Origin of the sequence: Rathayibacter tanaceti (assembly GCF_009834165.1) — a bacterium.
In the GTDB taxonomy this organism is placed as follows: domain Bacteria; phylum Actinomycetota; class Actinomycetes; order Actinomycetales; family Microbacteriaceae; genus Rathayibacter; species Rathayibacter tanaceti.
Window position 1 is genome coordinate 2,818,199 of the sequence record NZ_CP047186.1, and the last position, 22,370, is coordinate 2,840,568.

Sequence of the window (22,370 nt, forward strand, 5' to 3'; positions counted from 1 at the left end):
GACACGAAGAAGAACCGACACCGAAGAGAAGGGACGCTCCTCATGAAGAAGGGCGACAAGATCAGCTGGAACACCTCCCAGGGCGAGACCCACGGGAAGCTCGTCGAGAAGAGGACGAAGGAGTTCCAGTTCGAGGGACAGACGTTCAAGGCCTCGGACGACGAGCCGTACTGGATCGTCCAGAGCGACAAGACCGACGCGAAGGCCGCGCACAAGGAGTCGTCGCTGACGAAGAAGTAGGGCGGCGGCTCCACCGGGGGAACCCCGGACCGTCGAGGGGGCCAGTACTCCGTGGCCGCCTCGACGCTTCGGGGTTCCCTCGCGCGGAGAGCGCGGACGGGAGGCCGCGGTCAGAGCCAGCCGCGCTCCTCCGCGAGCAGGACGGCCTGCTGGCGGGTGCGGACGGCGAGCTTCGCCAGCACGGCCGAGACGTGGTTGCGCACCGTGCCGGGGGCGAGCGACAGGGCGCGCGCGATCTGGCCGGTGGTCTCGCCGCGGCGGCCCGCGCGGAGCACGTCGAGCTCGCGATCGGTGAGCGGGCAGCGCTGGTCGCTGAGCGCGTCGGCCGCGACCTCGGGATCGACGTAGCGGCCGCCCGCCGCGACCCGGCGGATCACCTCCGCGACCTCGTGCGCATCTCGCGACTTGGGCAGGAACCCCGAGACACCCGAGGCCAGCGCCCGCCGCAGCACTCCCGGCCGCGCGTGGCGGGTGACCACGATGCAGCGCGTCGCGACCGTCCGCACCAGGCGCTCGGCGACGTCGACGCCGTCGAGCCCCGGCATCTCGAGGTCGAGCAGGCAGATGTCGGGGGCGAGGCGGGCGGCCTCGACGAGCGCCTCCTCGCCGTCGGCGCACTGCGCGACGACCTCGATGTCGTCCTCGAGCCCCAGGAGCGACGCCAGCGCCGAGCGGATCATCGCCTCGTCGTCGGCGATCAGCACGCGGATCATCGTGCGACCCCCGTCACCGGCACCGTCACGACGACGGTGAACGATCGGGCCCCGTGCTGCACGTCGAGCGAGCCGTCAGCCTCGGCGACCCGGCGGCCGATGCCCTCGAGGCCCGCCCCACCGCCGTGGTCGGCCTCGACGGGGGCCGCCTCGGCGTCGTTCTCGATCGTGAACCGCCAGGCCCCCGCCTCCGGTCGCAGCGACAGCCGCGCCCACTTGCCGCCGCCGTGGCGGAGGACGTTGGTGGTCGTCTCGCGCACCACCGGCCCGAGGACGTCGGCCGGGGCGAGATCGGCGGAGGGGTCGACGGCCGCCTCCGCCGCGACTCCGGCCGCGCGCAGCAGATCGACCGCATTGGCCAGCTCGTCGCCGAGCGGGACGGAGCGGAACCGGGTGGCCAGGTCGCGCGTGCCCTGCCGCGCCTCGTCGACGCTGGTGCGGGCGGCGCGCAGCTGGGCGAGCGCCGCCTCCTGATCGTGCGCCATCAGGCGCTCGGCGAGCTCGAGCTGCAGGGCGATCACCTGCAGGTGGTGCCCCTGCAGGTCGTGCACGTCGGTCGCGACCCTCAGCCGCTCCTGCGTGGCGCCGAGCCGCGCCTCGGAGGCTCGGGCCTGATCGAGCGAGACCAGCACGTCCCACCACCACAGCGAGAGCACCGACATCCAGGGCAACGCGATCGAGTAGAAGCCGACGAGAGCGCTGCTCACGCCCTCGTCCGTCAGCGGCGCGACATGCAGATCGATGAACCAGAGGGCGGCGAGCAGCACCGTCCCGGCGAGCACGATCCGGCGACGGAGGCCGGGGGCCCAGGGCAGCAGCACGAGCATCTGCACGACCGGGAGGACCGCGATGGTCCACATCCCCGAGGCGACCCCGGCGAGGACTCCGTAGGCGACGGCGACGGCGAGCGGCGCCCACGCGGTACGACGGCGCATCGAGAGCGGCTCTCCGCGCCGGTTGCGGTAGTCGAGCAGCAGCGGGACCTGCGCGAGGGTCCAGACGACGCCTCCGATGCCCACCACGAGCACCGCGGCCGTCCCCCGGCTCGAGAGGATGAGCGCCGGCACCCAGACGAGCACCAGGATCAGGCCGAAGAAGAGGATGCCGCCGGCGGTGTACCACCAGGTCGCGGTGATGCTGCGGGTCAGCTGCAGGGTGCCGCGCGCCGTCCGCTCGGCATCGCTCACGGGCTCGGTCCGGGTGATCACGAGGCCACCCTACGGGCGTGACAGAAGTCACGGGTCCGAGGTGCGAAGCGCCCGGGAGGCGGTGACGGACGGGCACTTCCCGCGGATCCGCGACCCCGGTGGGCTGGAGTCAGTCACGAGACGGACCACCCGGTCCCCGACCAGCAGGAGAACGTCATGAGCGTCATCACCACCTTCCAGGACCTCGTCGCCGAGGTGCCCGACATCGTGCAGCCCCTCATCGTCGCGGCGGCCGGAGCCGTCCCGTTCGTCGAGGGCGAGGGCGCCGCGACCATCGGCATCATCGGCGGGGTGAACCCGGTCATCGCGGTCCTCGCGGCGATCGTCGGCAACTTCGCCTGCGTCGCCCTCGTGGTGCTGCTGAGCTCGGGAGCACGGCAGGCGGTCGTCAACCGCACGCGGGTGGCGGCCATGGCGGGCGGGGCACCGGAGCGGCCGGCGGTCTCGCCGCGCAAGGCCAAGTTCCAGCGGGCGTTCGAGCGCTACGGGGTCCCCGGGGTGAGCCTGCTCGGGCCGCTGCTGCTGCCGACGCAGTTCACCGCCTCGATGCTCGCGGCGGCGGGAGTCGGCCGTGGGCGGATCCTGGTCTGGCAGGGCATCGCGATCGTCGCGTGGACGACGATCATCGCCGTGATCATCAGCGGAGTGCTGTCGACGGTGGGCTGAGCGTCGTGGGCGGCCCGGCCGGTTCGGTGCCCGAGTGGACGCCGGACGGGTCTCCGACGGCCCGCCGCGCCCGGTGGGCGTCCAGTCGTGTCGGACCCGTGCCGCGAGTGGGCGCCCACCGAGCGCTGGGCCGTCTCAGCGCTCGTCCAGAGGCGCAGGATGGACGCATGAGCGACCAGCCCGAGCGGTGGACCCGCGCGACGACGCAGCCCGACATGTGGACCGACCCGGAGGACGACCCTCGCGAGGGGACGAGCCCCGACGGCGAGCCGGCGACCCTCGAGGACTACCTCTCGGCCTACCGCCACACGCTGATCATGAAGTGCGACGGACTCACTCCGGAGCAGCTGGCCCGCCGCTCGGTCCCGCCGTCGACGATGTCGCTGCTCGGACTCCTCCGCCATCTGGCGGAGGTCGAGCGGGACTGGCGCGGCTGGCTGAGCACGGACGCGCCTCCCTCGAAGCTCTACGGAGGTCGCGACGCCGACTTCGACGGTGCGGTCGGCGAGCAGGAGGTCGTGGACGAGGCGCTCGCGTCGCTGCAGCGGGAGCAGCGGGACACCGACGCCGCGATCGCCCAGCACCCCGACCTCGGCGAGCGGGTCGGGCGCGACGGCATCGCGATCCGCGAGTTGCTGGTGCACCGCATCGAGGAGTACGCGCGGCACTGCGGGCACGCCGACCTGCTCCGCGAGTGCGTCGACGGCCGCGTCGGGCAGTGACGGCGGCAGAGCGTCGGACGCCCCCGCTTCGCCACTGAGGTCGCGCGGACGGATCAGCGGCGGTCGAGGAGCGCGAGCAGCGCCGGTTCGACCTCCGCCTCGGTGATGTGGCCCGCGACGACGAGCTCGGCCAGACCGTGCACCGCACCCCAGACGGCGGTGGTCAGGGCGGCGACCGCCGCGGAGGAGGAGTCGGCCGGCAGGAGGGACGCGGTCGCGGTGGCGAGGACCGCCTCGACCCCGTCGATCAGCGGGGCCATCGCGGCGCTCGGCGACCCAGGGACGCAGACCTCGGGGTCGTAGATGACGCGGAAGCGCTCGGGGTACCGGGCCGCGTAGCCGACGTAGGCGCCTCCGATCAGCACCGCGCTCGACTCCGCCGAGCGCCCGGCCGCCTGCTCCTGCGCCCTGGTCAGCGCCGCGAGCAGCTCGGCCATGCTGACCTCGCTCAGCCGCTTGAGGAGCGCGGTGCGGTCGCCGAAGTCCCGCGAGCCGAACAGGGTCATGCGAGCCGGAGGTCGGCCCGGGGGCGTCAGGCCGAGCGGCGCACCAGCTCGTGCACCCAGGCCAGCTTCTCGGCGATCACCGGAGTGATGACGAACGGGTAGAGGTCGTCCTTGCCCATCGAGCGGTTCACGCTGTTGAGCGCGAGCGAGAAGCCGTGCCAGCGACCGAGGATCTCGGGCATCTCGAGCGTCGAGACCCGGTCGGCACCGACGGCGTGCACGCTGCCGACCAGCGAATCGGGGAGTCGTCCCCACGGACCGGCGATGGTCATGCCGACCGAGGCGGTCGTCTCGAGCGCGTCGGCGATGTGCAGATAGTGGGCGAACGTCTCCGCGAAGTCCTCCCACGGGTGGGTCGTCGCGTACTGCGAGATGTGCTCGCGCGCCCAGTCCTCGCTCCCCGAGGCTCCGGAGTAGTGCGTATCGAGCGCCGCCGCGTAGTCGGCGCGCTCGTCGCCGAACAGCGACCGGAACGCCGGGATCAGGTCGGTGCCCTCGACCAGCAGCTGCCAGTAGTAGTGGCCGATCTCGTGGCGGAAGTGGCCGAGCATCGTCCGGTACGGCTCGCCGAGGCGCGCCTTGAGGGCCTCGCGGTGCGCGTCGTTGCCCTCCGAGAGGTCGACGGTGACGACTCCGTCGGCGTGACCCGTCGTCACGTGCTGTCCCTGCGCCGACGACAGCAGCTCGAAGGTGAGCCCGGTGGAGCCGCTGCGGCGCTCGACGGGCAGGTCGAGGTGGTGCAGCTGGCGCACGAGGCGGCGCTTGGCGAACTCGGCGACGGTCAGCTGGCTCAGTGTCGCCGCGTCGTAGACCGCGGGGCGCACGCCGGTGAGGGCGCAGGAGGCGCAGGCGCCGCCGGTCCCCTCCTCCGCCAGCCAGGTGCAGCCGATGGTGTCGCGGTAGCGGCACGATTGCCGGCCCGAGGCCTCGGCGAGCTCGTCGCGGTCGAGGTCGTAGGCGAGCGCGGTGCGGCAGCGGAGGCACACCGCGTCCTCGAACTCGACGCGGGCCTCACAGTGGGGGCAGCCGAACACGCGCAGCGGAGGGGGCCTTCCGGGATGACGAGGCGGCGGCGGGCGCCGCCCTTCGACACTAGTCAGCCCTCGGCGGGTGCGCGCGGGGTTGCCGCGCGCACTCCCGCCCCTCACGCGATGCGGATGAGCTTCTTGTTGACGAACTCCTCGAGGGCGCTGCGGCCCATCTCGCGGCCGGTACCCGAGCGCTTCACGCCGCCGAAGGGCAGCTCGACGGCGTCGCCGAGGACGAGGTTGATCCAGACCATGCCCGCGTCGATCCGGTCGGCGAGACGCAGCGCCTGCTCGGAGTCGGTCGTGTAGAGGTACGAGCCGAGACCGAACGGGGTGTCGTTCGCGAGGGCGATCGCCTCGTCCTCGTCGCGCACCCGGTAGAGCGCGGCGACCGGGCCGAAGAACTCCTCGCGGTAGGCGTTCATCTCGGGAGTGACGTCCTCGAGGACGGCGGGCGGGAAGAAGTTGCCCGTCACCTCGCCGCTGGCACGCACGGTCGCGCCCTGCTCGCGCGCGGTCGTGAGCTGCTGCTCGAGGCGCGAGGTGGCGGCGGAGGAGGAGAGCGGGCCGAGCAGCGTGCCCTCGGCGAACGGGTCGGCCGGCTGGGCCGCGGTGAACGCCTCCGTGAACTTGGCGGCGAAGGCCTCGTACAGGTCGTCGATGACGATGAAGCGCTTGGCGGCGTTGCAGGACTGGCCGTTGTTGTCGAGGCGGGCGGCGACCGCGTCCTCGACCGCCTTGTCGAGGTCGTCGGTCGACAGCAGGATGAACGGGTCGGAGCCGCCGAGCTCGAGCACGACCTTCTTGAGGTGCCGCCCGGCGATCTCGGCGACGGCCGCGCCGGCGCGCTCGGAGCCGGTGACCGAGACGCCCTGCACCCGCGGGTCGGCGATCACGGTCGCGGCCTGGTCGTTGGTCGCGTAGAGGTTCACGTAGACGCCGGAGGGAGCGCCCAGCTCCTCGGCCGCGGTGCGGAAGATGTCCGCGATCGCGGCCGCCGACTCCGGGCACTGCGGCGCGTGCTTGAGCAGGATCGTATTGCCCGCGACGATGTTCGGGCCGGCGAAGCGGGCGACCTGGTAGTAGGGGAAGTTCCACGGCATGATGCCCAGCAGCACGCCGAGGCCGGCGCGACGGACGAACGCGGAGCCGGTGCCGTCCGACAGCTCGATGGGCTCGTCGGCGAGGAACGTCTCGCCGTTGTCGGCGTAGTAGCGGTAGATGTCGGCCGCGAAGCCGACCTCGCCCGCGGCCTGCTTGAGCGGCTTGCCCATCTCGCGCACGATGATCTCGGCGAGGGCGTCGGCGCGCTCGACGTGCAGGTCGGCGACCCGCGCGATCAGGGCGGTGCGGGTCGCGACGGGCACGGTGCGCGACCACGTCGAGTACGCGTCGTGGGCGGCTCCGATCGCGTCGGTGAGCTCGCCGTCGGTGACGGTCGGGTACTCGCTGAGGGTCGCGCCGGAGGCCGGGTCGATCACGGCGTAGTGGGTGCTCATGCGGGCAGTGCTCCTTCGCGGTGGTGGGCCGGAGCGATTCTCGCGCCGTCCTCGTCGATGATCTCCTGCGCCAGCCGCCGGCCGACGCGGATCGCGCCGTCGACGTGCTGGTAGCCCTCGGCCGCGAGGTCGCTCGAGCCGAAGCGGAGGGGGCCGACCGGCTCGAGCTGCAGCGCGCCGTAGCGGGTGAGCCCGCCCAGGTCGAAGCTGGCGGCGTAGGCGCCCTGGGTCCACTCCTCGGCGGCCCAGTCGCTCTCGTAGTAGACGACCGGATCGAGTGCGGCCGGCCCGAAATAGGCGGCGAGCGAGTCGAGGATCGCGGCCTTGCGCTCGGCTTCCGGCAGGGCGAGCAGCCTGTCGGCCTTCTCGTCCGAGACGAAGCCGACCAGGGTGCCGCGCTCCTCCCCCGCGTTGGAGTTGTCGTAGGCCTCGTGCACGAGTGCGTGCGGGCTGAAGGCCGTGCCCGAGAGGCCGTCGGCGCGCCAGAACGGCGTCGCGTAGCTGGCGTGCACCTTGATCACGAGGCCGAGCGACTGGTGCTGCAGCGACTGCTGCCGCAGGCGCGGCAGCGGCGGCTCGAACGCGATGCGGTTGACGAGGTTGGGCGGCACGGCGACGATCGCGCGGCGGGCGCGCACCGTGCGGTCGTCGGTGCGCACCTCGACGCCGTCCTCCCCGTAGTGCACGGAGCGGACCGGCGCGTCGAGCACGACCCGCTCGACGCCGAGCCGCTGAGCCAGGAGCTCCGGCACCCGCTGCAGGCCGCCGAGCACGCGCTTGTCGAGGATGAAGTCGGCGTCGACGAGGTGGCTGAAGCCGCCGGCGCTGGCCGCCATCAGCAGCGCCTGCAGCAGCGAGAACGAGTGCGCGGGCTTGGTGAGCATGGCGTCGGCGACGAACAGCGCGATGTTGGCGCGCGCCTCCGCGTCGTCGGTCTGCTGCTCGAGCCACGCGCTGAAGCTGATGCGGTCGTAGTCGTGGGCGAGCGGATGCGCCCACGGGGCGGCCGGATCGGTCTCGACCACGAGGCGGTCGAGCAGCTCGATCAGGCGCGAGATCTCGGACTCGGTCGTCTCGGTGCCGGGGAAGATGTCGCCGGTGAAGCGGCGGGCGCGGCCGTCGGAGCCGATGTAGACGCTCTCGCCGTCGCGGTACCGGGAGTAGGTCGCGAGGCCCAGCTCGTCGAGCGTCTCGAGCAGCGCGGTCTGGTCGGGCGAGACCCACTGCCCGCCGAGCTCGAGCATCTGCCCGTCGATAACGCGGGTCTCGAGACGGCCGCCGACGCGTTCGCGGGCCTCGAGGACGAGGACGCTGCGGCCCTGCTCGTGGAGGCGCACGGCCGCGGTGAGCCCGGTGGCGCCCGCTCCGATCACGACGACGTCGTACTCGTGCTCTGTCCGGTGCGTCTCGATTCGGGACATGACAACTCTTTCCATCGGTGATCGCCGCGTTGAACGAGGGATTGCGAGTCATTTTGTCACAGACAGTGTCGAGATAGACAGTGCCCCGATCGCGACGCCTCGCTGTCAAAACTACATAGGCATGCTATATTAATAGCCGTGCCCGATTCCAGCGCCCCCGTGCGACTCGCCTCCGCCGCCACCGCTCTCACGCGGTTCGCCGGCCGCTCGAGCGGCGCGACCGGCCTCGGTGCGCAGTCCGGCGCCGTCTGGTCGACACTCGCCGAACTGCGCACCGCCTCCCCCGTCCGCCTCGGCGAGCTCGCCGAGCGGGTCCGCGTCACCCAGCCCACGATGACCGGCATCATCGCCCGACTCGACGAGGCCGACTGGATCCGTCGAGTGCACGACACGAGCGACGGCAGGGCCTGGCTGATCGAGGGCACCACCGCCGGCTTCGACGCCCTCCGCGAGCACCGCCTCCGCCTCGAGGCCGCCCTCGCACCGCTGTTCGACGACCTCGACGCCGACGATCGCCGCGCCCTTGAGCGGGCCGCGGCGATCGTCGAGGCCCGCGTCGCGCGGATCGCAGGCGCCCCCTTCCCCTCCTCCCCCGAGAAAGGCAGCACGCCGTGACCACCTCCCCCCACCCGCCCGCGCAGGGCTCGATCCTGAAGCAGCCGCTCGCTGTGTGGGCCGTCGCGTTCGCCGCGGTCATCGCCTTCATGGGCATCGGGCTCGTCGACCCGATCCTCCCGGCCATCGCCGAGAGCCTGCACGCGACACCGACCGAGACCTCGCTGCTGTTCACGAGCTACCTCGTCATCACCGGCGTCGTGATGTTCTTCACCAGCTGGCTCTCGAGCCGCATCGGAGCCAAGAAGACGCTGATGATCGGCCTGGTGCTGATCGTGGTGTTCGCCGCGCTCGCCGGCACGGCGGGCAGCGTCGAGGGCGTCATCGGCTTCCGCGCCGGCTGGGGCTTCGGCAATGCGCTCTTCATCTCGACCGCGCTCTCGACCATCGTCGGTGCGGCGAGCGGAGGCTCCTCCGCGGCGATCGTGCTCTACGAGGCCGCGCTGGGCATCGGCATCGCCGTCGGCCCGCTGCTCGGCGGGCTCCTCGGCAGCGTCTCGTGGCGCGGTCCGTTCTTCGGCACCGCCGTGCTGATGGCCGTCGGCTTCATCGCCATCGCGACGCTGCTGCACGAGGACGGTCCGAAGCCGACCCCCACCCCGCTGTCGGCGCCGTTCGCCGCCCTGAAGGTGCCGGCGATCCGCACGCTGGCCGCAGCAGCCCTCTTCTACAACATCGGCTTCTTCGTCCTGCTGGCCTACACGCCCTACCCGCTGGGCCTGGATGAGATGGGCCTGGGCTTCACCTTCTTCGGCTGGGGCCTGGGCGTCGCGATCACCTCGGTGTTCGTCGCTCCGCTGCTCACCTCTCGCCTGCCGCGGACCGTGGTGCTGCGCTCGGTGCTGGTACTGCTCGCGCTCGACCTTGTGGCCGGTGGGCTCGCGATCTCGTCGCGGGTCGGACTGATCGCCTGCATCATCGTCGGCGGGCTGTTGCTCGGTGTGGTCAACACGGTGCTGACCGAGTGCGTCATGGAGGCGACCGACCTGCCTCGCTCCGTCGCCTCCTCCGCCTACTCGGGCGTCCGCTTCCTCGGCGGCGCGATCGCCCCGCCCGCCGCCTCCGCCCTGGCCGCCGCGATCTCGCCGGCCTTCCCGATGTACGCCGCGGCCGGAGCAGTGGCGGTCGCCGCGCTGATCGTTCTGCTCGGCCGACGCACCCTGGCACGCGCCGACGCCCACGAGGCCGAGCCGGAGCTCGTCGAGGCGCAGGCCATCACGCTGGGCGAGTAGCCGTTCAGCACGTCGGCCGGGAGCGGCCCTCAGCCACCATCGTGCGCGAGGGCCGCTCCCGGCTGCCGTCGTGCAGGAGTCAGACGCCCGCCAGCTGCGGGTAGACCGCCTCGAAGGGCGCGGTCAGCCCGGACTTCACCTGGCGGCTCGTCTCGTCCGCCAGCACCTCGAAGGCGCCCGCCTCGAGACCGTCGTAGGCCTGGCCGACGACGTCGACCGGGCTCGCCTTCGGGCCCTCGGCGCCCGCGGCCATCGGAGTGTCGATGTAGCCGACGTGGAGGCCGAGCACGTGGACCCCCTGCGGAGCGAGCTCCAGGCGGAGCGAGTTCGTCGCCGACCACAGGGCCGCCTTCGACGCGCTGTAACCGCCGGCGACCGCGTACCAGCTGAGGGCCGAGTGGACGTCGATGATCGCAGCGCCCTCGGCCGCCGACAGGCGCGGCGCGAACGCCGTCGCGAGCAGCACGGGACCGAAGAAGTTCGTCTCCATCACGTCGCGCAACTCCTGGGCCGAGAGCTCGAGCAGGCTGTGGCTCGCTCCCGAGACACCCGCGTTGTTGATCAGCACGGTGACGTCCTGCGCAGCCTCGACGGCCGCGGCGATCGACTCCGCGTCGTTCACGTCGAGCACGAGCGGAACGATGCGCTCGTCGCCCCACTCCTTCGGGCGACGAGCGGCGGCGTAGACCTTCGACGCACCGCGCGCGAGCGCCTGGGCGACGAACTCGGACCCGAGGCCTCCGTTCGCTCCGGTGACGAGGACGACGGCTCCGTGGAGTGATGTCATGGTGGGGACTCCCGTTCTGCGGGCCGCGGCGATCGCGGCCTCTCCATCGGGCAACACCATCCTGGTGAGTAGGAATTCCCAACTGACCCGATCAGGCGCAGGACGCGCCGGAGTGGAGACCCCGTGACGACCCCCGCCATCACTCCCCGGGACTGTCCCATCGCGTCGGGACTCGAGGTGCTCGGCGAGCGGTGGAGTCTGCTGGTGCTGCGAGAGATCGCGTTCGGCGAGCGTCGATTCGACCGCATCCAGGCCTTCACCGGCGCACCCCGCGACGTGCTGACGGCGAGGCTGCGCAGCCTCGAAGAGCACGGCGTGATCGAACGCGTGGCCTACTCCGACCGCCCGCCGCGCTTCGAGTACCGCTTCACCGAGGCGGGCCGCGACGCCGTGCCGGTGCTGATCGCTCTCGCTGCCTGGGGCGAGCGCTGGGCGTGCGCCCCCTCGGCCCGGCAGCCCTACGAGCACCGCTGCGGGGCCCGCCTGGATCCGCAGCTGCACTGTGCCGAGTGCGGCGAGCGGATGGACGCCGACTCGGTCTCGCTCGCCCCCTGAGCGGCGTCCCGGGAGCGGCACCCCGGGAGCGGCCGTCCGGGACAGCGGCGTCAGGCGCGCGCCTCCTCGACCAGCCAGTCCAGCGCCTCCTCAGTGAGCGGGCTGCCCGGGAACACCGCGAGGCGCCCGAGCGGCATCGAGCCGAGCAGCGCGGCCATGCCGGGGTCGGTGACGGCCGCGCCGAGCGCTCCGTCTCCGGAGCTGAGAACCTGCCGGAGCCGCGCGCCGGCCAGCGGATGCGCCAGCCATTCGGCGACGGTCGAGGACGCCGTCAGCGGAAGGGCGAGCGCGTCGCCCTCCACCTCGGCCCGCACGCTCTGTCGGAGGTCGCGGCTGGAGGCGCCGACCTCGATCGTGTACTCGCCGCCCTCGACCACCCAGCGGCCGGCGCCGGGGTGGAAGTACGCGAGCTCCTCGCGCGGGACGTCGAGGACGACCTCGGCCGCGCCTCCGGCCGGGATGTCGACGACGGTGAACGCGGCGAGCGCCCTGACCGCCCGCGGGATCGCGGAGCCCGGGAGCCCCGTGTAGACCTGCACCACCTCGCGCCCGTCCCGCCCGCCCTCGTTCGAGACCTCGAGCCGCACCCGGAGCCCGCCCTCGCGCTGCTCGACCACCAGCCCGTGGTACTCGAAGCGGGTGTACGAGAGTCCGTGGCCGAACGGGAACGCGACCTCGGCGGCACGCGCGTCGTAGCCGCGGTAGCCGACGAACACGTCCTCGCCGTAGCGCACGTGCCCGAAGGCGCCGGGGAATCCGAGGTGTGCAGGGCTGTCCTCGAGCCGCAGCGGGATCGTCTCGGTGAGCCGACCGGAGGGGTTCACCGCGCCGGTCAGGACGTCGGCTATCGCGCCTCCACCCGCCTGGCCGAGCAGCCAGCCCTCGACGATCGCCGGCACCCGGTCGTGCCAACCGGAGGTGCGGACGACTCCGCCGTTGGAGAGCACGACCACCGCGCGCGGAGTGCGCTCCAGCACGGCGTCGAGCAGCAGGATCTGCTCGGCGGGGAGCTCCAAGTGAGTGCGGTCGAAGCCCTCGGACTCCTCCTGGGCGGGCAGCCCGAGGAACAGCACGACCGTGTCGGCGTCGGCGGCCGCCGCCACCGCCTCCTCCCGCAGCGCGGCGGCATCGCCGGAGCCGTCGGTCGTGAAGCCGGGGGCGAACACCATCCGCTCGCCGAGAGTCCCGCGCAGGGCGTCGAGGGCGGAGTCGAGGCGGGTCGGCACGATCTGCGAGCTGCCCGCTCCCTGGTATCGCGGCGTCCGCGCGAACTCGCCGATCACGGCGACACTCCCCCGCGGTGCGAGGGGCAGCACGGCGTCGTCGTTCTTGAGGAGCACCACCGCGCGCGACGCGACCTCGCGGGCGAGCTCGTGGTGCGCCTCCTGATCGACCGCCCCGGCCAGGCCCGCGCCCGCGGCGACGCGGTCGAGCAGCTCGAGGGTGCGGCGGGCGGCGGTGGTCACGTGCGCCTCGTCCAGCTCGCCGGAGCGCACGGCCGCGACGAGACGCGCGGGGTTGCGGCCTCCGCTCGAGGGCATCTCGAGGTCGAGCCCTGCGGCGACTCCCGCGACCCGGTCGTCGACGGCACCCCAGTCCGACACGACGAGGCCCTCGAAGCCCCACTCCTCGCGCAGCACGCTCGTCAGCAGCCAGGGGTTCTCGGAGGCGAGCACGCCGTTGATCCGGTTGTACGAGCACATCACGGTCCACGGCTGCTGCTCGGTGACCACGCGCTGGAACGCGCGCAAGTAGATCTCGCGCAGGGGCCGCTCGTCGACATCGGCGCTGACACGGAGGCGGTCGGTCTCCTGATTGTTCGCGGCGAAGTGCTTGAGCGAGGCGCCGACTCCGCGGCTCTGCACGCCCCCGACGAGAGCGGAGCCCAGCACGCCGCTGACGAGCGGATCCTCGGAGAAGTACTCGAAGTTGCGCCCGCACAGCGGTGAACGCTTGATGTTGATGCCCGGCCCGAGGAGGACGCCGACGCCGAGGGCACTGGCCTCGTCGCCGAGCGCGACGCCGACCCGGCGGGCGAGGTCGACGTCCCAGGTGGAGCCGAGCGCGACGGCGGGCGGGAAGCAGGTCGCGGGCTCGCTGTCGTCCAGGCCGAGGTGGTCGCCTCCTGTGCGCTGCAGACGCACGCCGTGCGGGCCGTCCGTGAGGGTGATCGAGGGGATGCCCAGGCGCTCGACGGCCGGGGTCGTCCAGAAGCTGTGGCCGCTGGTGAGGGCGGCCCGCTCCTCGAGGGTGAGGTCGTCAAGGTGGTCGGCGTGGGTCATGCTGCGCTCCGATCATCCGTGCTCCGGTGCCACGGCTCCGAAAACCGTACATCGAACGGGTTAAGTGGCGCCAGAGTCGGCCCTCTGCCTGCCCTACCATCAGAGGCATGCCTCAGCGCGGACCGTATGCCCGGGGGATCGCGCGACGCCAGGAGATCCTGAGAGTGGCGCTCGACGTGTTCGCGCGCGAGGGCTACCGCGGCACCTCCCTCCGCGAGGTGGCGCGGCTGAACGGGGTGAGCCTGCCCGGGCTGATGCACTACTTCGACTCGAAGGAGCACCTGCTCACCGCGATCCTCGAGAAGCGCGACGAGATCGACTCCACCGAGCTCGCCACCGCGACCGATGCGATCGACGGGCTGGTGGCGGTCATGCGCCACAACCGCGACGTCCCGGGGCTCGTGCAGCTGCACCTCACCCTCGCGGCCGCGGCGGAGGATCCGGAGCACCCGGCGCACCCACACTTCACCGGCCGGATCGAGGTCATCCGCGGACAGCTGGCGGAGGCGATCCGCGCGCGCATCGCCGACGGGTCGGCCCGCGCCGACCTCGACCCGGAGCAGGCCGCGCGGCTGCTGATCGCGGCCGCCGACGGCATCCAGATCCAGTGGGCGCTCGACCGCTCCCTCGACATGGCGGCGGACCTCGAAGCGCTGTGGCGCTCCCTGGCACGCTGACCGCCCGCTGCGCCCGATCGAGCACCGGCCGCCGCCGCGCCTGCGATCACGACGATCCCGGCAGGGCTCGCGCGGCGGTCGCACGGGGCGCCCGCCGCGACCACCCTCACGGCAGGAGGTGCTTGACGTTCGATCGCGCGAGGGCGATCGCCTCGCCCGCTCCACCGTTCATCACGATCTTCGACATGGCGAGCGCGAAGCCCTTCACCTGCGCGCCGGTCACGGTCGGCGGCAGCGACAGGGCGAGCGGATCGGTCACCACGTCGACGAGGACCGGGCCGTCCTCGGCGAGCGCCTCGCGCAGCGCGCCCTCGACCTCGCGCGGGTCCTCGACGCGGATCCCGCGGATCCCGACCGCCTCGGCGACTTTCGCGTAATCGACCATCGGCACATCCACTCCGAAGTCGGGGAACCCGTCGACCAGCATCTCGACCTTGACCAGGCCGAGCGTGGAGTTGTTGAACACCACGATGGTGACCGGGAGGCGGTACGCCGCCACCGTCACGAGCTCGCCCATCAGCATCGCGAGCCCACCGTCGCCGCTGAGCGACACGACCTGCCGACCGGGGTGCGAGAGCTGCGCGCCGACCGCTTGCGGCAGAGCGTTGGCCATCGATCCGTGCAGGTACGAGCCGATCAGGCGGCGGCGGCCGTTCGGAGTGATGTACCGGGCCTGCCAGACATTGCCCATCCCGGTGTCGGCGGTGACGATCGCGTCGTCCGCGAGCAGCCCATCGAGGGTGGAGGCGACGAGCTCGGGGTGGATCGGGCGGCGCTTCTCGACCTCGGTGTAGGCGCCGACCACTCCCGTCACCAGCTTCTCGTGCTTCTTCAGTGTCTTGTCGAGGAAGCGGTGGTCCTTGCGGTGCACGAGCGGCATCAGCGCCCGGAGCGTCGCGGCGACGTCTCCGTGCACCGGATGCGCGACGCTCACCCGGCGGCCGAGCTTGGACGCGTCGGTGTCGACCTGCGCGATCACGACCTCGGAGGCGTCGGGCAGGAACTGCTCATAGGGGAAGTCGGTGCCGAGCAGCACCAGCAGGTCGGCGTCGTGGATGCCGGCGTGCGCCGCGCCGTAGCCCAACAGCCCGGTCATGCCGACGTCGTACGGGTTGTCGTGCTGGATCCACTCCTTGCCGCGCAGGCTGTGACCCACGGGGGCGCCGACCAACTCGGCGAAGGCGACGACCTCGTCATGGGCGTTCCGCACGCCGGCGCCGGCGAAGACCGCGACCGTCCTCGCCTCGTCGATCGCGGCGGCGAGCGCCCGCACATCGCCCTCGTCCGGGACGAGCACGGGAGGCGACGGCAGCACGAACGCGGGGAACTCACCGACCGCGTCGAACTCGGCGACGTCGCCCGGGAGAGTGACCACGGCCACTCCGCTCAGGGCCACTGCGCTGCGCATCGCCGCGTTCACCACGCGGGGCGCCTGCGCGGCGGTCGAGACCAGCTCGCGGTAGTTCGAGCACTCGACGAAGAGGCGGTCGGGGTGGGTCTCCTGGAAGTAGGAGGAGCCGATCTCGCCGCTCGGGATGTGGCTGGCGATGGCGAGCACGGGAGCGCCGGAGCGGTGCGCGTCGTAGAGGCCGTTGATCAGGTGCAGGTTGCCCGGGCCGCAACTCCCCGCGCACACGGCGAGCCGGCCGGTGAGTTGCGCCTCTGCACCCGCGGCGAAGGCGGCCGCCTCCTCGTTGCGCACGTGGATCCAGTCGATGCCCCCCTTCTCGGAGCCGCCGCTGCGCCGCACCGCATCGACGATCGGATTCAGCGAGTCTCCGACGATCCCGTAGATCCGGGAGACACCTGCGTCGATGAGCTGGGCGATGAGCTGGTCCGCGACCGTCTTCTGAGCCATGCCTCCATTCGATCGGACCATGCTGGACGTCCGCCGCTCCCCCGCGGCCTCAGCGGCCCGTGCTGTGTGCCGTTATAGGGCTGCGTCATCGGGCTGCGTGCGTCAACGGGCGCTCCACGTGCGCGATCGAGGCCGAGAGGCGCGCTGAGCCGGCGCCGAGCGCGAGTGCCGCGACTCAGCCTCGCTCGCGGGCAGGGAACAGCCGTAGCAGCAGGCCGGAGCCGATCCAGACGGCGGCGATCCCCGCGACGAGCCACGAGGCTCCGAACCCGGAGGCGGCACCCGCCAGTGCCGCGCCGACGGCCGCGGCGGCCGAGCGCAGACCCGCGCCGATCGTGAACACCTGCGAGCGGACAGCGGCGGGGCTCTCCTGATCGCGCAGCAGCAGCATCGCCGCGTTCGAGGGTGCTGTGAAGACGCCGGCGACCGCGAAGGCGGCGACCGCGACGACGATGCCGAGGTCGGGCACCGCCACGAGCAGCACGGCGCCGGTCGCGACGTAGGCCGCGCCCATCGTCCAGGCGGGCGGACGCTGGGTCCAGCGCCGGGCCGCGACCGCGACGGCTCCCGCGAGGCCGCCGACGGCGAAGGCGGTCAGGATCCACGCGGCCGCGGCGGGTGTGCCGAGGCGCTCGACTGAGAGGCTGATCGCCGCGACGCCCGCCGCGCCTCCCGCGACCTGGCTGAGCGTGCCCGCCGAGGTGACCACCGCGATCGGGCGGTGCCTCAGCAGGTGGGAGACGCCCGCCACGACCGTCCGCAGCACGCCGACCGTGGGTGCGGGCCGTGCCTGCATCGCCAGGCCGAGCGAGCCGACGACCCCGATCAGCGCGAGCGCGGCCATCGCGAGCATCGCCACCCGCGCACCGCCGAGACCGGCGGCGAGACCCACGATCGCGGGTCCGCTGATCGAGGCGACCGTGTACGAGAGCGAGTCCTGCGCGTAGGCGCGGCGCGGCTCCGGGATGGCGCTCGTGACGAAGCTCGACATCCCGCCCATGTAGACGGGGGTGGCGAGTCCTGCGATCAGCAGCAGCACCACGATCAACGGGGTCGGCACGTCGCCGAGGAAGGCGGCGACCGCGAAGGCCACGGCGGTCGCGAGGGCGGAGGCGACCAGGAGGCGGCGCGGGTGGCGGAGGCGGTCGAGCACTGTGCCGACCAGCGGGGCCGCGATCACGCTCGGGAACAGGGCAGCGCCGGTCAGCGCTCCGCCCAGGGCGACATCGCCCAGGCGCTCGACGGCGAGGAGCGGGAGGGCGACGATCATCCCCGCGCCGGCGAGGCGGAGGGGGATCGACGCGGCCTGGTAGCTGACCGCGCTCATGCGGTGAAGAGGATCGACATCACCCTCGATCGTGCCACGTGGGAGGGCGCGGTCCGTTCGAGAACAGGGCCACCGCCATTCCGGACGATCGCTCGACTCTCTGGCAGTTCGCTGGACGCGGCAGGGTCGACCGTGACGATCCGAGCGGTCCGTGCGTCCTACTGGCAGACATCGCCTGATCGACCGATCGGGCCCGAGCGAAAGAGACGACCATGGCCGAGAGCACCACCGCCACCACCACGCGCAGCACCAGCGGCACCGCCGCCGGACGCACCGTCATCGAGGACAGCGTCATCGCCAAGGTCGCCGGCATCGCGGCCCGCGAGGTCCGCGGCGTCCACGCCCTCGGCGGCGGAGCGGCGCGCGCGATCGGTGCGATCCGCAGCGCGATCGGCAACGACGACCGCGGCCAGGGCGTCAAGGTCGAGGTCGGCGAGCGCCAGGTCGCCGCCGACGTCACGATCGTCGCCGAGTACCCCGCGCCCCTCCAGGAGGTCGCCGAGAACGTGCGCTCCGCCGTTGCTGAGGCGATCCAGCAGATCGCCGGCATGGAGGTCGCCGAGATCAACGTGACCGTGCAGGACGTGCACATCCCCGAGGAGGACACCCAGGAGTCCGACCCTCGCGTCGCCTGACGCCGAGACCTCACGACGCCCCGGGCCGGACGGCACCGGGGCGTCGCCATGTCGCGACCCTCAGCGACCGGCCCGACCACGCCGGTCCCTCCTGCACCGAACCCCGACCAGCACGACCACCACTGGCCCGAACCCCGACCAGGCCGAACAGGAGACCTGACGTGAAGCAGTCGAGCACCCGTCCGCTCGATGTGGACGACACCGTCGCCCTCATCGGCGTCCTCGCCGCCCTGCAGGCCATGATCGGCCGCGGCGGAAGAGCACGCCCCGACCTCGAGGGGCTCCGGCACGGTCTCGAGCAGGGCGGCGCGCTCCTCCCCGGAAGTGACGAGAACGAGATCGCGCGCGCGCTGGCTGGGCTGAACGCCCGTCTGCGTGGGACCATCGAGTGATCGACGACTGACGGACTGGCCGTAGCCTGCTCGGATCGTCCTGTCGACCACCCCGACACACCCTGTCCCGTCGGGTATCGTCCGGTCGATCCCGCGGACCTCGTCAGGCCGTGGTCAGCCCGTGAGTAGGAGGAGGCGCGACCGTGAACGGTGATCACTTCGTGCTCTCGACGGCCACCCCCTGGGACGACCGCACTGAGATCGTCGGCGTCTACGCCTCCGAGTCGTGGGCCAGGGAGGCCGCCTCCACCTGGCTGAGATCCCCTGATCGGGAGTCGTTTCCACGATGCGTGATCGAGGGCTGGAGCGGCGCGCACCTGCTCGGCCGCGAGATCATCGAAGGAGTCGGCCTCGACGGCGAGGGCGACGGAGACGAATCGCTGGACGGACCCCAGCAGATCTGACGGTATGACGGAGCTGCCGCGTCAGCGCGCCAATGCACTCCCCCAGTGCGAGGGGTATTCGAAGTGCGGCGGCAGCGTGGTCGTGTCATCGCCGCGTGCGCTGTTCACCTGCGCCTGAGTGAGGTAGATGGCCTCGGCGAGCTCAGCTCCGCTCACGTCTGCGTCGCGCAGGTCGACGCCCAACACGTCGCAGCGGCCGAGGTCGGCTCGTCGAAGATCGGCCGCGATCAGCAGCGCTCCCCGCAGGTCGGCCCCCCTCAGGTCGGCGCCGGCGAGTGGTGCACCGACCAGGTCGGCACCCGGCTGCACGCGCCGACCGCGGCGGCGGCCGGCAGGCCCGACTCCCGCCCGCGCGGCGGCGCTCGCGGTGATCAGCAGCGGTCGGGAGGCGCCGTACTCGGCGTCCACGTCGACGGCCAGCACCGCCTCGGCATCGCCGAGCGTCCGCTCGTGCACCGCGGCGAAGCGCTCGTCGAGCGCTCGACGCAGCGCCGCGTCGCCGCCGGGGAGCGCGAGCGCCACATCGAGGTACCAGAGCAGCTCGTGCAGGCGGCGCATCAGGGGGAACACGGCGAACATCCGCTCGCGCACGACCGGATCCGCTCGCCAGGAGACGCCCCCGAAGGTCTGGGCCGAAACCTTCTGACCCGCACCGAAACAGTCGAAAACGGTGCACCCGGCGAAGCCCTCCGGCCGAAGCCGGCGATGGATCGTGCACGCGTCCTCGCCGTCGAGATGGACGCACGGATCGCCCGCGGGCTTGTCGACCGGGAAGTCGGCCGAGCGGGAGAAGGCCAGGGCCACGCAGCAGAGGCCGAAGCAGTTCGCGCAGTCGGCGCCGAGATCCGCTCGGCGGCCGAGCTCGACTCTTGTGCGTGACGTCATCGCTCCGAGACTACGCGCGGGGCCCTCCGCGGGCCGGCCTCAGTGCGCGAGCGCGAGGACACCGACGACCAGGGCGCCGAGGCCGACGATCCCGAGCAGCGAGACCAGGCTCTGCCGCAGGGGGAGCCCCGCTCGTGCCACGGCGATCAGCGCGATCGCGGCGAGGGTCGCGACGTAGACGCCAGCGCCGATCCGCAGGGCGGCGGTCGCGTCGATCAGGCCCAGCGCCGCCCCCGCGAGGGCGAGGAGGGGGAGGGATGCCGAGGCGAGGGCTCCCGCGGCGATCCGCAGCATGATCCGCACCTCGGCACCCGAGGGCGTCGCCGCGTGCACGACCTGGTGCGAGACCACCTCGGCCACGAATCCGGCGGCCGAGATCCCGACGATCGAGATCGCCAGGCTCCGCAGTGCCTGCGCCGCGTCGGGATGATCGCCGACCACGTAGATCATCACCACGGCGAGACCGGTGAACGTCGCGTAGATCCGCTCCTTGAGGGCGCGGGCTGTCTCGTCGAGCGGACGCCGCGTGCGGGCGACCCAGCGGCTCACGGGACCGGGCCGTGTCGGCGAGTGATCGGCTGCCGCGGGCTGGTCGGGAGTCATCGCCGGCTCAGTAGGAGGCGGAGTCGACACGGGCGGCGGAGGAGTCGCCCGCCAGGCGCGCCGACAGGTCGCCGAGGATCGTGGCGGAGCCGCTGGTGCCGAAGCGGGTGACGCCGAGAGCGCGGTAGGCGAGGAGCGTGTCGAGGTCGCGGACGCCTCCCGAGGCCTTCACCTGGACGGCGTCGGAGACCGCGCCGCGCATGAGGCGCAGATCGTGCTCGTTGGCACCGCTGCCGGCGAACCCGGTCGCGGTCTTGACGAAGTCGGCTCCTGCGCGCTCGGACGCCCGGCTGCCCTCGACGATTTGCTCGTCGTCGAGGAGGCCGGTCTCAAGGATCACCTTGACGATGCGACCCTCGGCCGCCTCGACGACCGCGCGGATGTCGTCCTCGACGTCCTCGAGCAGACCGCTGCGCAGGCGGCCGATGTTGACGACCATGTCGAGCTCGGAGGCGCCGTCGGCGAGCGCCTGGCGCGCCTCCGCCACCTTCGCGGGGGTCGAGGTGGTGCCGTGGGGGAAGCCGATCACCGTGCCGACCAGGACACCTGAGCCCTCGAGCCGCGCGACAGAGTGGGCGATGTCGGAGGGGCGGACGCACACGCTGAAGACGCCGGCCGCGCGCGCCTCGTCGAGCTGGGCGTCGACCTCGGCGCGGGTGAACTCGGGCTTGAGGATCGCGTGGTCGATGAGGGCCGCGACCTCGGCGACACTGGGCAGGCTGGACTCGGTCATCCGGCCATTTTATCGCCGGATTCGCCACCGACGCAGCGCAGCTGGGACGCGCCCTCCGGTGAACGGGCGAGGGCCCGCGATCCATCGGATCGCAGGCCCTCACTCGTGAGCGCAGCCGACGGGGTAGCGTCGCTGCGCGAGTGCTACCAGCTCGACTTGGTGATGCCGGGCAGCTCGCCGCGGTGCGCCATGTCACGGAAGCGGACACGGGAGATGCCGAACTTCGTGAGGTTGCCGCGGGGGCGGCCGTCGACGGCGTCGCGCGAACGCACGCGGACGGGCGAGGCGTTGCGGGGGAGCTTCTGGAGGCCGGTGCGGGCGGCCTCGCGGGACTCGTCGGTCCCGGCCGGGTCGACGAGGGCCTTCTTCAGCTCGAGGCGCTTGGCGGCGTAGCGGTCGACGACCACCTTGCGCTGCTCGTTGCGGGCGATCTTGCTCTTCTTGGCCATTCTTAGCGCTCCTCGCGGAAGTCGACGTGCTTGCGCACTACGGGGTCGTACTTCTTGAGCACGAGACGGTCGGGGTCGTTGCGGCGGTTCTTCTTGGTCACGTAGGTGTACCCGGTGCCGGCCGTCGAACGGAGCTTGATGATGGGACGGACGTCCTGCTGCTTTGCCATTAGATCTTCACCCCACGAGCGAGAATGTCCTTGACGACGGACTCGATGCCACGGGCGTCGATGACCTTGATGCCCTTGGCCGAGAGGGTCAGGGTGACGTTACGGCGAAGCGACGGCACGTAGTACGTCTTCTTCTGCACGTTGGGGTCGAAGCGGCGCTTGGTGCGCCGGTGCGAGTGCGAGATGGCGTGCCCGAAGCCGGGGACGGCTCCGGTCACCTGGCAGACTGCTGCCATGGGTTCCTCCATGTGTGGTTACCGTGGATCACGCGCGGCACGAGGCCCCGCCCGACCCACCCAAGGTCACTTGTCGGCGCACCGCCCGGCCGTTCGATGGGAGCCGGGGCTCCGGCCCGGCGGGCAGCGCGCAAGCGCGTGCAGATGCACGCAACTTCACTAGGGTACGCGAGCGGACGAGGCGACCGCAACACACGCTCCGGGAGCGGGGAGACCGGTACTCGGGGAGCGGGGAGACCGGTACCCCTGGGCTTGCCCCATGAGCCTTCCGGTGTCGATCCCCGCCCTCGTCCCCGGAACGGGAACCGCTCTGCCCTGGGTCAGCGCCGTGCTGCACGGCGCACGTCCCGCCCTCTCCCTCCTCGACTGGGTGCTGCTGACCGACGGTGCTCCCCTGTCGTGGCGGCGACTGCGGGTCGTGCTGCCCTACCCGCTGCTCTGGATCGTCGTCGTCCTCACCCGCCGGGGGCGACGGACGGCTGCTTTCTGCTTCGTGTGGGCGCGGAGCCGACGGCGTTGAGCGGACG

The 22,370-nt window shown here is 72.3% G+C and carries 27 protein-coding genes; 11 read left to right on the forward strand and 16 right to left on the reverse strand.

What is annotated here, in order from left to right; genetic code table 11:
- Positions 1-42 precede the first annotated feature (42 nt).
- Entirely contained in the window at positions 43-240 is a 198-nt protein-coding gene (locus tag GSU10_RS13345; RefSeq protein ID WP_068211401.1) for a hypervirulence associated TUDOR domain-containing protein, read from the forward strand.
- A 110-nt stretch (positions 241-350) separates the two neighbouring features.
- Here the strand turns inward: GSU10_RS13345 and GSU10_RS13350 are convergent, their stop codons facing one another.
- Together GSU10_RS13350 and GSU10_RS13355 are read right to left on the reverse strand one after the other, a co-directional pair.
- A complete protein-coding gene (locus GSU10_RS13350) occupies positions 351-953 on the reverse strand; it encodes a response regulator transcription factor (RefSeq protein ID WP_068211397.1) in 603 nt (200 codons plus the stop codon).
- Positions 950-2,161 (reverse strand): sensor histidine kinase, encoded by a 1,212-nt coding sequence (locus GSU10_RS13355; protein ID WP_236713611.1) that lies wholly within the window; start codon positions 2,159-2,161, stop codon positions 950-952. The genes GSU10_RS13350 and GSU10_RS13355 overlap by 4 nt, the downstream gene beginning before the upstream one ends.
- A 156-nt stretch (positions 2,162-2,317) precedes the next feature.
- Between GSU10_RS13355 and GSU10_RS13360 the strand changes: the two genes are divergently transcribed.
- Together GSU10_RS13360 and GSU10_RS13365 are read left to right on the forward strand one after the other, a co-directional pair.
- Positions 2,318-2,827 carry a small multidrug efflux protein gene (locus GSU10_RS13360; protein WP_068211394.1) on the forward strand — a complete coding sequence of 170 codons (510 nt, stop codon included), beginning with the start codon at positions 2,318-2,320 and terminating at the stop codon, positions 2,825-2,827.
- Between the two features lie 167 nt (positions 2,828-2,994).
- Entirely contained in the window at positions 2,995-3,549 is a 555-nt protein-coding gene (locus GSU10_RS13365) for a DinB family protein (RefSeq protein WP_068211391.1), read from the forward strand.
- Positions 3,550-3,602: 53 nt separating this feature from the next.
- On the opposite strand, the gene GSU10_RS13370 is transcribed toward GSU10_RS13365, so the two are convergent.
- The 4 genes from GSU10_RS13370 to GSU10_RS13385 all read right to left on the reverse strand — a co-directional run bounded on the left by GSU10_RS13370 (position 3,603) and on the right by GSU10_RS13385 (position 8,003).
- Positions 3,603-4,055, reverse strand: coding sequence for a TetR-like C-terminal domain-containing protein (locus GSU10_RS13370; RefSeq protein ID WP_068211388.1), 453 nt, complete (start codon positions 4,053-4,055; stop codon positions 3,603-3,605).
- A gap of 26 nt (positions 4,056-4,081) precedes the next feature.
- The gene (locus GSU10_RS13375; RefSeq protein WP_244311480.1) at positions 4,082-5,089 is read right to left on the reverse strand and encodes a zinc-binding metallopeptidase family protein; all 1,008 of its coding nucleotides are present in this window, start codon (positions 5,087-5,089) and stop codon (positions 4,082-4,084) included.
- Positions 5,090-5,199: 110 nt separating this feature from the next.
- A complete protein-coding gene (locus GSU10_RS13380) occupies positions 5,200-6,582 on the reverse strand; it encodes an NAD-dependent succinate-semialdehyde dehydrogenase (protein WP_132505024.1) in 1,383 nt (460 codons plus the stop codon).
- Positions 6,579-8,003, reverse strand: a complete 1,425-nt coding sequence (locus GSU10_RS13385) for a flavin monoamine oxidase family protein (RefSeq protein ID WP_132505026.1) — start codon at positions 8,001-8,003, stop codon at positions 6,579-6,581. Before GSU10_RS13385 ends, GSU10_RS13380 begins: the two co-directional genes overlap by 4 nt.
- 138 nt (positions 8,004-8,141) lie before the next feature.
- On the opposite strand from GSU10_RS13385, the gene GSU10_RS13390 reads away from it, so the two are divergent.
- Positions 8,142-8,618 carry a MarR family winged helix-turn-helix transcriptional regulator gene (locus tag GSU10_RS13390; protein ID WP_132505028.1) on the forward strand — a complete coding sequence of 159 codons (477 nt, stop codon included), beginning with the start codon at positions 8,142-8,144 and terminating at the stop codon, positions 8,616-8,618.
- On the forward strand, positions 8,615-9,850 hold the full coding sequence (locus GSU10_RS13395; RefSeq protein ID WP_068212606.1) for an MFS transporter: 1,236 nt from the start codon (positions 8,615-8,617) through the stop codon (positions 9,848-9,850). The genes GSU10_RS13390 and GSU10_RS13395 overlap by 4 nt, the downstream gene beginning before the upstream one ends.
- Before the next feature lie 79 nt (positions 9,851-9,929).
- Here the strand turns inward: GSU10_RS13395 and GSU10_RS13400 are convergent, their stop codons facing one another.
- The gene (locus tag GSU10_RS13400) at positions 9,930-10,637 is read right to left on the reverse strand and encodes an SDR family oxidoreductase (protein ID WP_068212609.1); all 708 of its coding nucleotides are present in this window, start codon (positions 10,635-10,637) and stop codon (positions 9,930-9,932) included.
- Positions 10,638-10,760: 123 nt separating this feature from the next.
- Between GSU10_RS13400 and GSU10_RS13405 the strand changes: the two genes are divergently transcribed.
- On the forward strand, positions 10,761-11,192 hold the full coding sequence (locus GSU10_RS13405) for a winged helix-turn-helix transcriptional regulator (protein WP_082845253.1): 432 nt from the start codon (positions 10,761-10,763) through the stop codon (positions 11,190-11,192).
- Between the two features lie 50 nt (positions 11,193-11,242).
- Here the strand turns inward: GSU10_RS13405 and GSU10_RS13410 are convergent, their stop codons facing one another.
- Positions 11,243-13,474, reverse strand: a complete 2,232-nt coding sequence (locus GSU10_RS13410) for a glycoside hydrolase family 3 C-terminal domain-containing protein (RefSeq protein WP_132505030.1) — start codon at positions 13,472-13,474, stop codon at positions 11,243-11,245.
- 107 nt (positions 13,475-13,581) lie between these two features.
- On the opposite strand from GSU10_RS13410, the gene GSU10_RS13415 reads away from it, so the two are divergent.
- Positions 13,582-14,151, forward strand: coding sequence for a TetR/AcrR family transcriptional regulator (locus GSU10_RS13415; protein WP_068212599.1), 570 nt, complete (start codon positions 13,582-13,584; stop codon positions 14,149-14,151).
- A 106-nt stretch (positions 14,152-14,257) separates the two neighbouring features.
- Here the strand turns inward: GSU10_RS13415 and GSU10_RS13420 are convergent, their stop codons facing one another.
- Together GSU10_RS13420 and GSU10_RS13425 are read right to left on the reverse strand one after the other, a co-directional pair.
- Positions 14,258-16,009 (reverse strand): pyruvate dehydrogenase, encoded by a 1,752-nt coding sequence (locus GSU10_RS13420; RefSeq protein ID WP_132505032.1) that lies wholly within the window; start codon positions 16,007-16,009, stop codon positions 14,258-14,260.
- A gap of 175 nt (positions 16,010-16,184) precedes the next feature.
- A complete protein-coding gene (locus GSU10_RS13425) occupies positions 16,185-17,336 on the reverse strand; it encodes an MFS transporter (RefSeq protein WP_132505034.1) in 1,152 nt (383 codons plus the stop codon).
- A 212-nt stretch (positions 17,337-17,548) separates the two neighbouring features.
- Here GSU10_RS13425 and GSU10_RS13430 point away from each other — a divergent pair, with 212 nt between their 5' ends.
- From GSU10_RS13430 to GSU10_RS13440, 3 genes are all read left to right on the forward strand, one after another.
- On the forward strand, positions 17,549-17,971 hold the full coding sequence (locus tag GSU10_RS13430) for an Asp23/Gls24 family envelope stress response protein (protein ID WP_068213601.1): 423 nt from the start codon (positions 17,549-17,551) through the stop codon (positions 17,969-17,971).
- Between the two features lie 161 nt (positions 17,972-18,132).
- Complete coding sequence (locus tag GSU10_RS13435) at positions 18,133-18,363, forward strand: hypothetical protein (protein ID WP_068213604.1); 231 nt, start codon at positions 18,133-18,135, stop codon at positions 18,361-18,363.
- 143 nt (positions 18,364-18,506) lie between these two features.
- Positions 18,507-18,767: a hypothetical protein gene (locus GSU10_RS13440; RefSeq protein ID WP_068213606.1), complete on the forward strand. Its 261-nt coding sequence runs from the start codon at positions 18,507-18,509 to the stop codon at positions 18,765-18,767.
- Positions 18,768-18,788: 21 nt separating this feature from the next.
- Here GSU10_RS13440 and GSU10_RS13445 read toward each other — a convergent pair whose 3' ends face one another.
- From GSU10_RS13445 to rpmB, 6 genes are all read right to left on the reverse strand, one after another.
- Positions 18,789-19,652 (reverse strand): pentapeptide repeat-containing protein, encoded by an 864-nt coding sequence (locus tag GSU10_RS13445; RefSeq protein ID WP_132505036.1) that lies wholly within the window; start codon positions 19,650-19,652, stop codon positions 18,789-18,791.
- 39 nt (positions 19,653-19,691) lie between these two features.
- Positions 19,692-20,255, reverse strand: coding sequence for a hypothetical protein (locus GSU10_RS13450; RefSeq protein WP_068212489.1), 564 nt, complete (start codon positions 20,253-20,255; stop codon positions 19,692-19,694).
- Positions 20,256-20,262: 7 nt separating this feature from the next.
- Entirely contained in the window at positions 20,263-20,988 is a 726-nt protein-coding gene (deoC, locus tag GSU10_RS13455) for a deoxyribose-phosphate aldolase (protein ID WP_236713675.1), read from the reverse strand.
- 143 nt (positions 20,989-21,131) lie between these two features.
- Entirely contained in the window at positions 21,132-21,437 is a 306-nt protein-coding gene (rpsN, locus tag GSU10_RS13460) for a 30S ribosomal protein S14 (protein WP_068212490.1), read from the reverse strand.
- A 2-nt stretch (positions 21,438-21,439) separates the two neighbouring features.
- Positions 21,440-21,607, reverse strand: a complete 168-nt coding sequence (gene rpmG / locus GSU10_RS13465) for a 50S ribosomal protein L33 (protein WP_027692168.1) — start codon at positions 21,605-21,607, stop codon at positions 21,440-21,442.
- Positions 21,607-21,843, reverse strand: coding sequence for a 50S ribosomal protein L28 (rpmB, locus tag GSU10_RS13470; protein WP_055786157.1), 237 nt, complete (start codon positions 21,841-21,843; stop codon positions 21,607-21,609). Before rpmB ends, rpmG begins: the two co-directional genes overlap by 1 nt.
- 259 nt (positions 21,844-22,102) lie before the next feature.
- Between rpmB and GSU10_RS13475 the strand changes: the two genes are divergently transcribed.
- Entirely contained in the window at positions 22,103-22,363 is a 261-nt protein-coding gene (locus GSU10_RS13475; protein ID WP_132505038.1) for a hypothetical protein, read from the forward strand.
- Positions 22,364-22,370 lie beyond the last annotated feature (7 nt).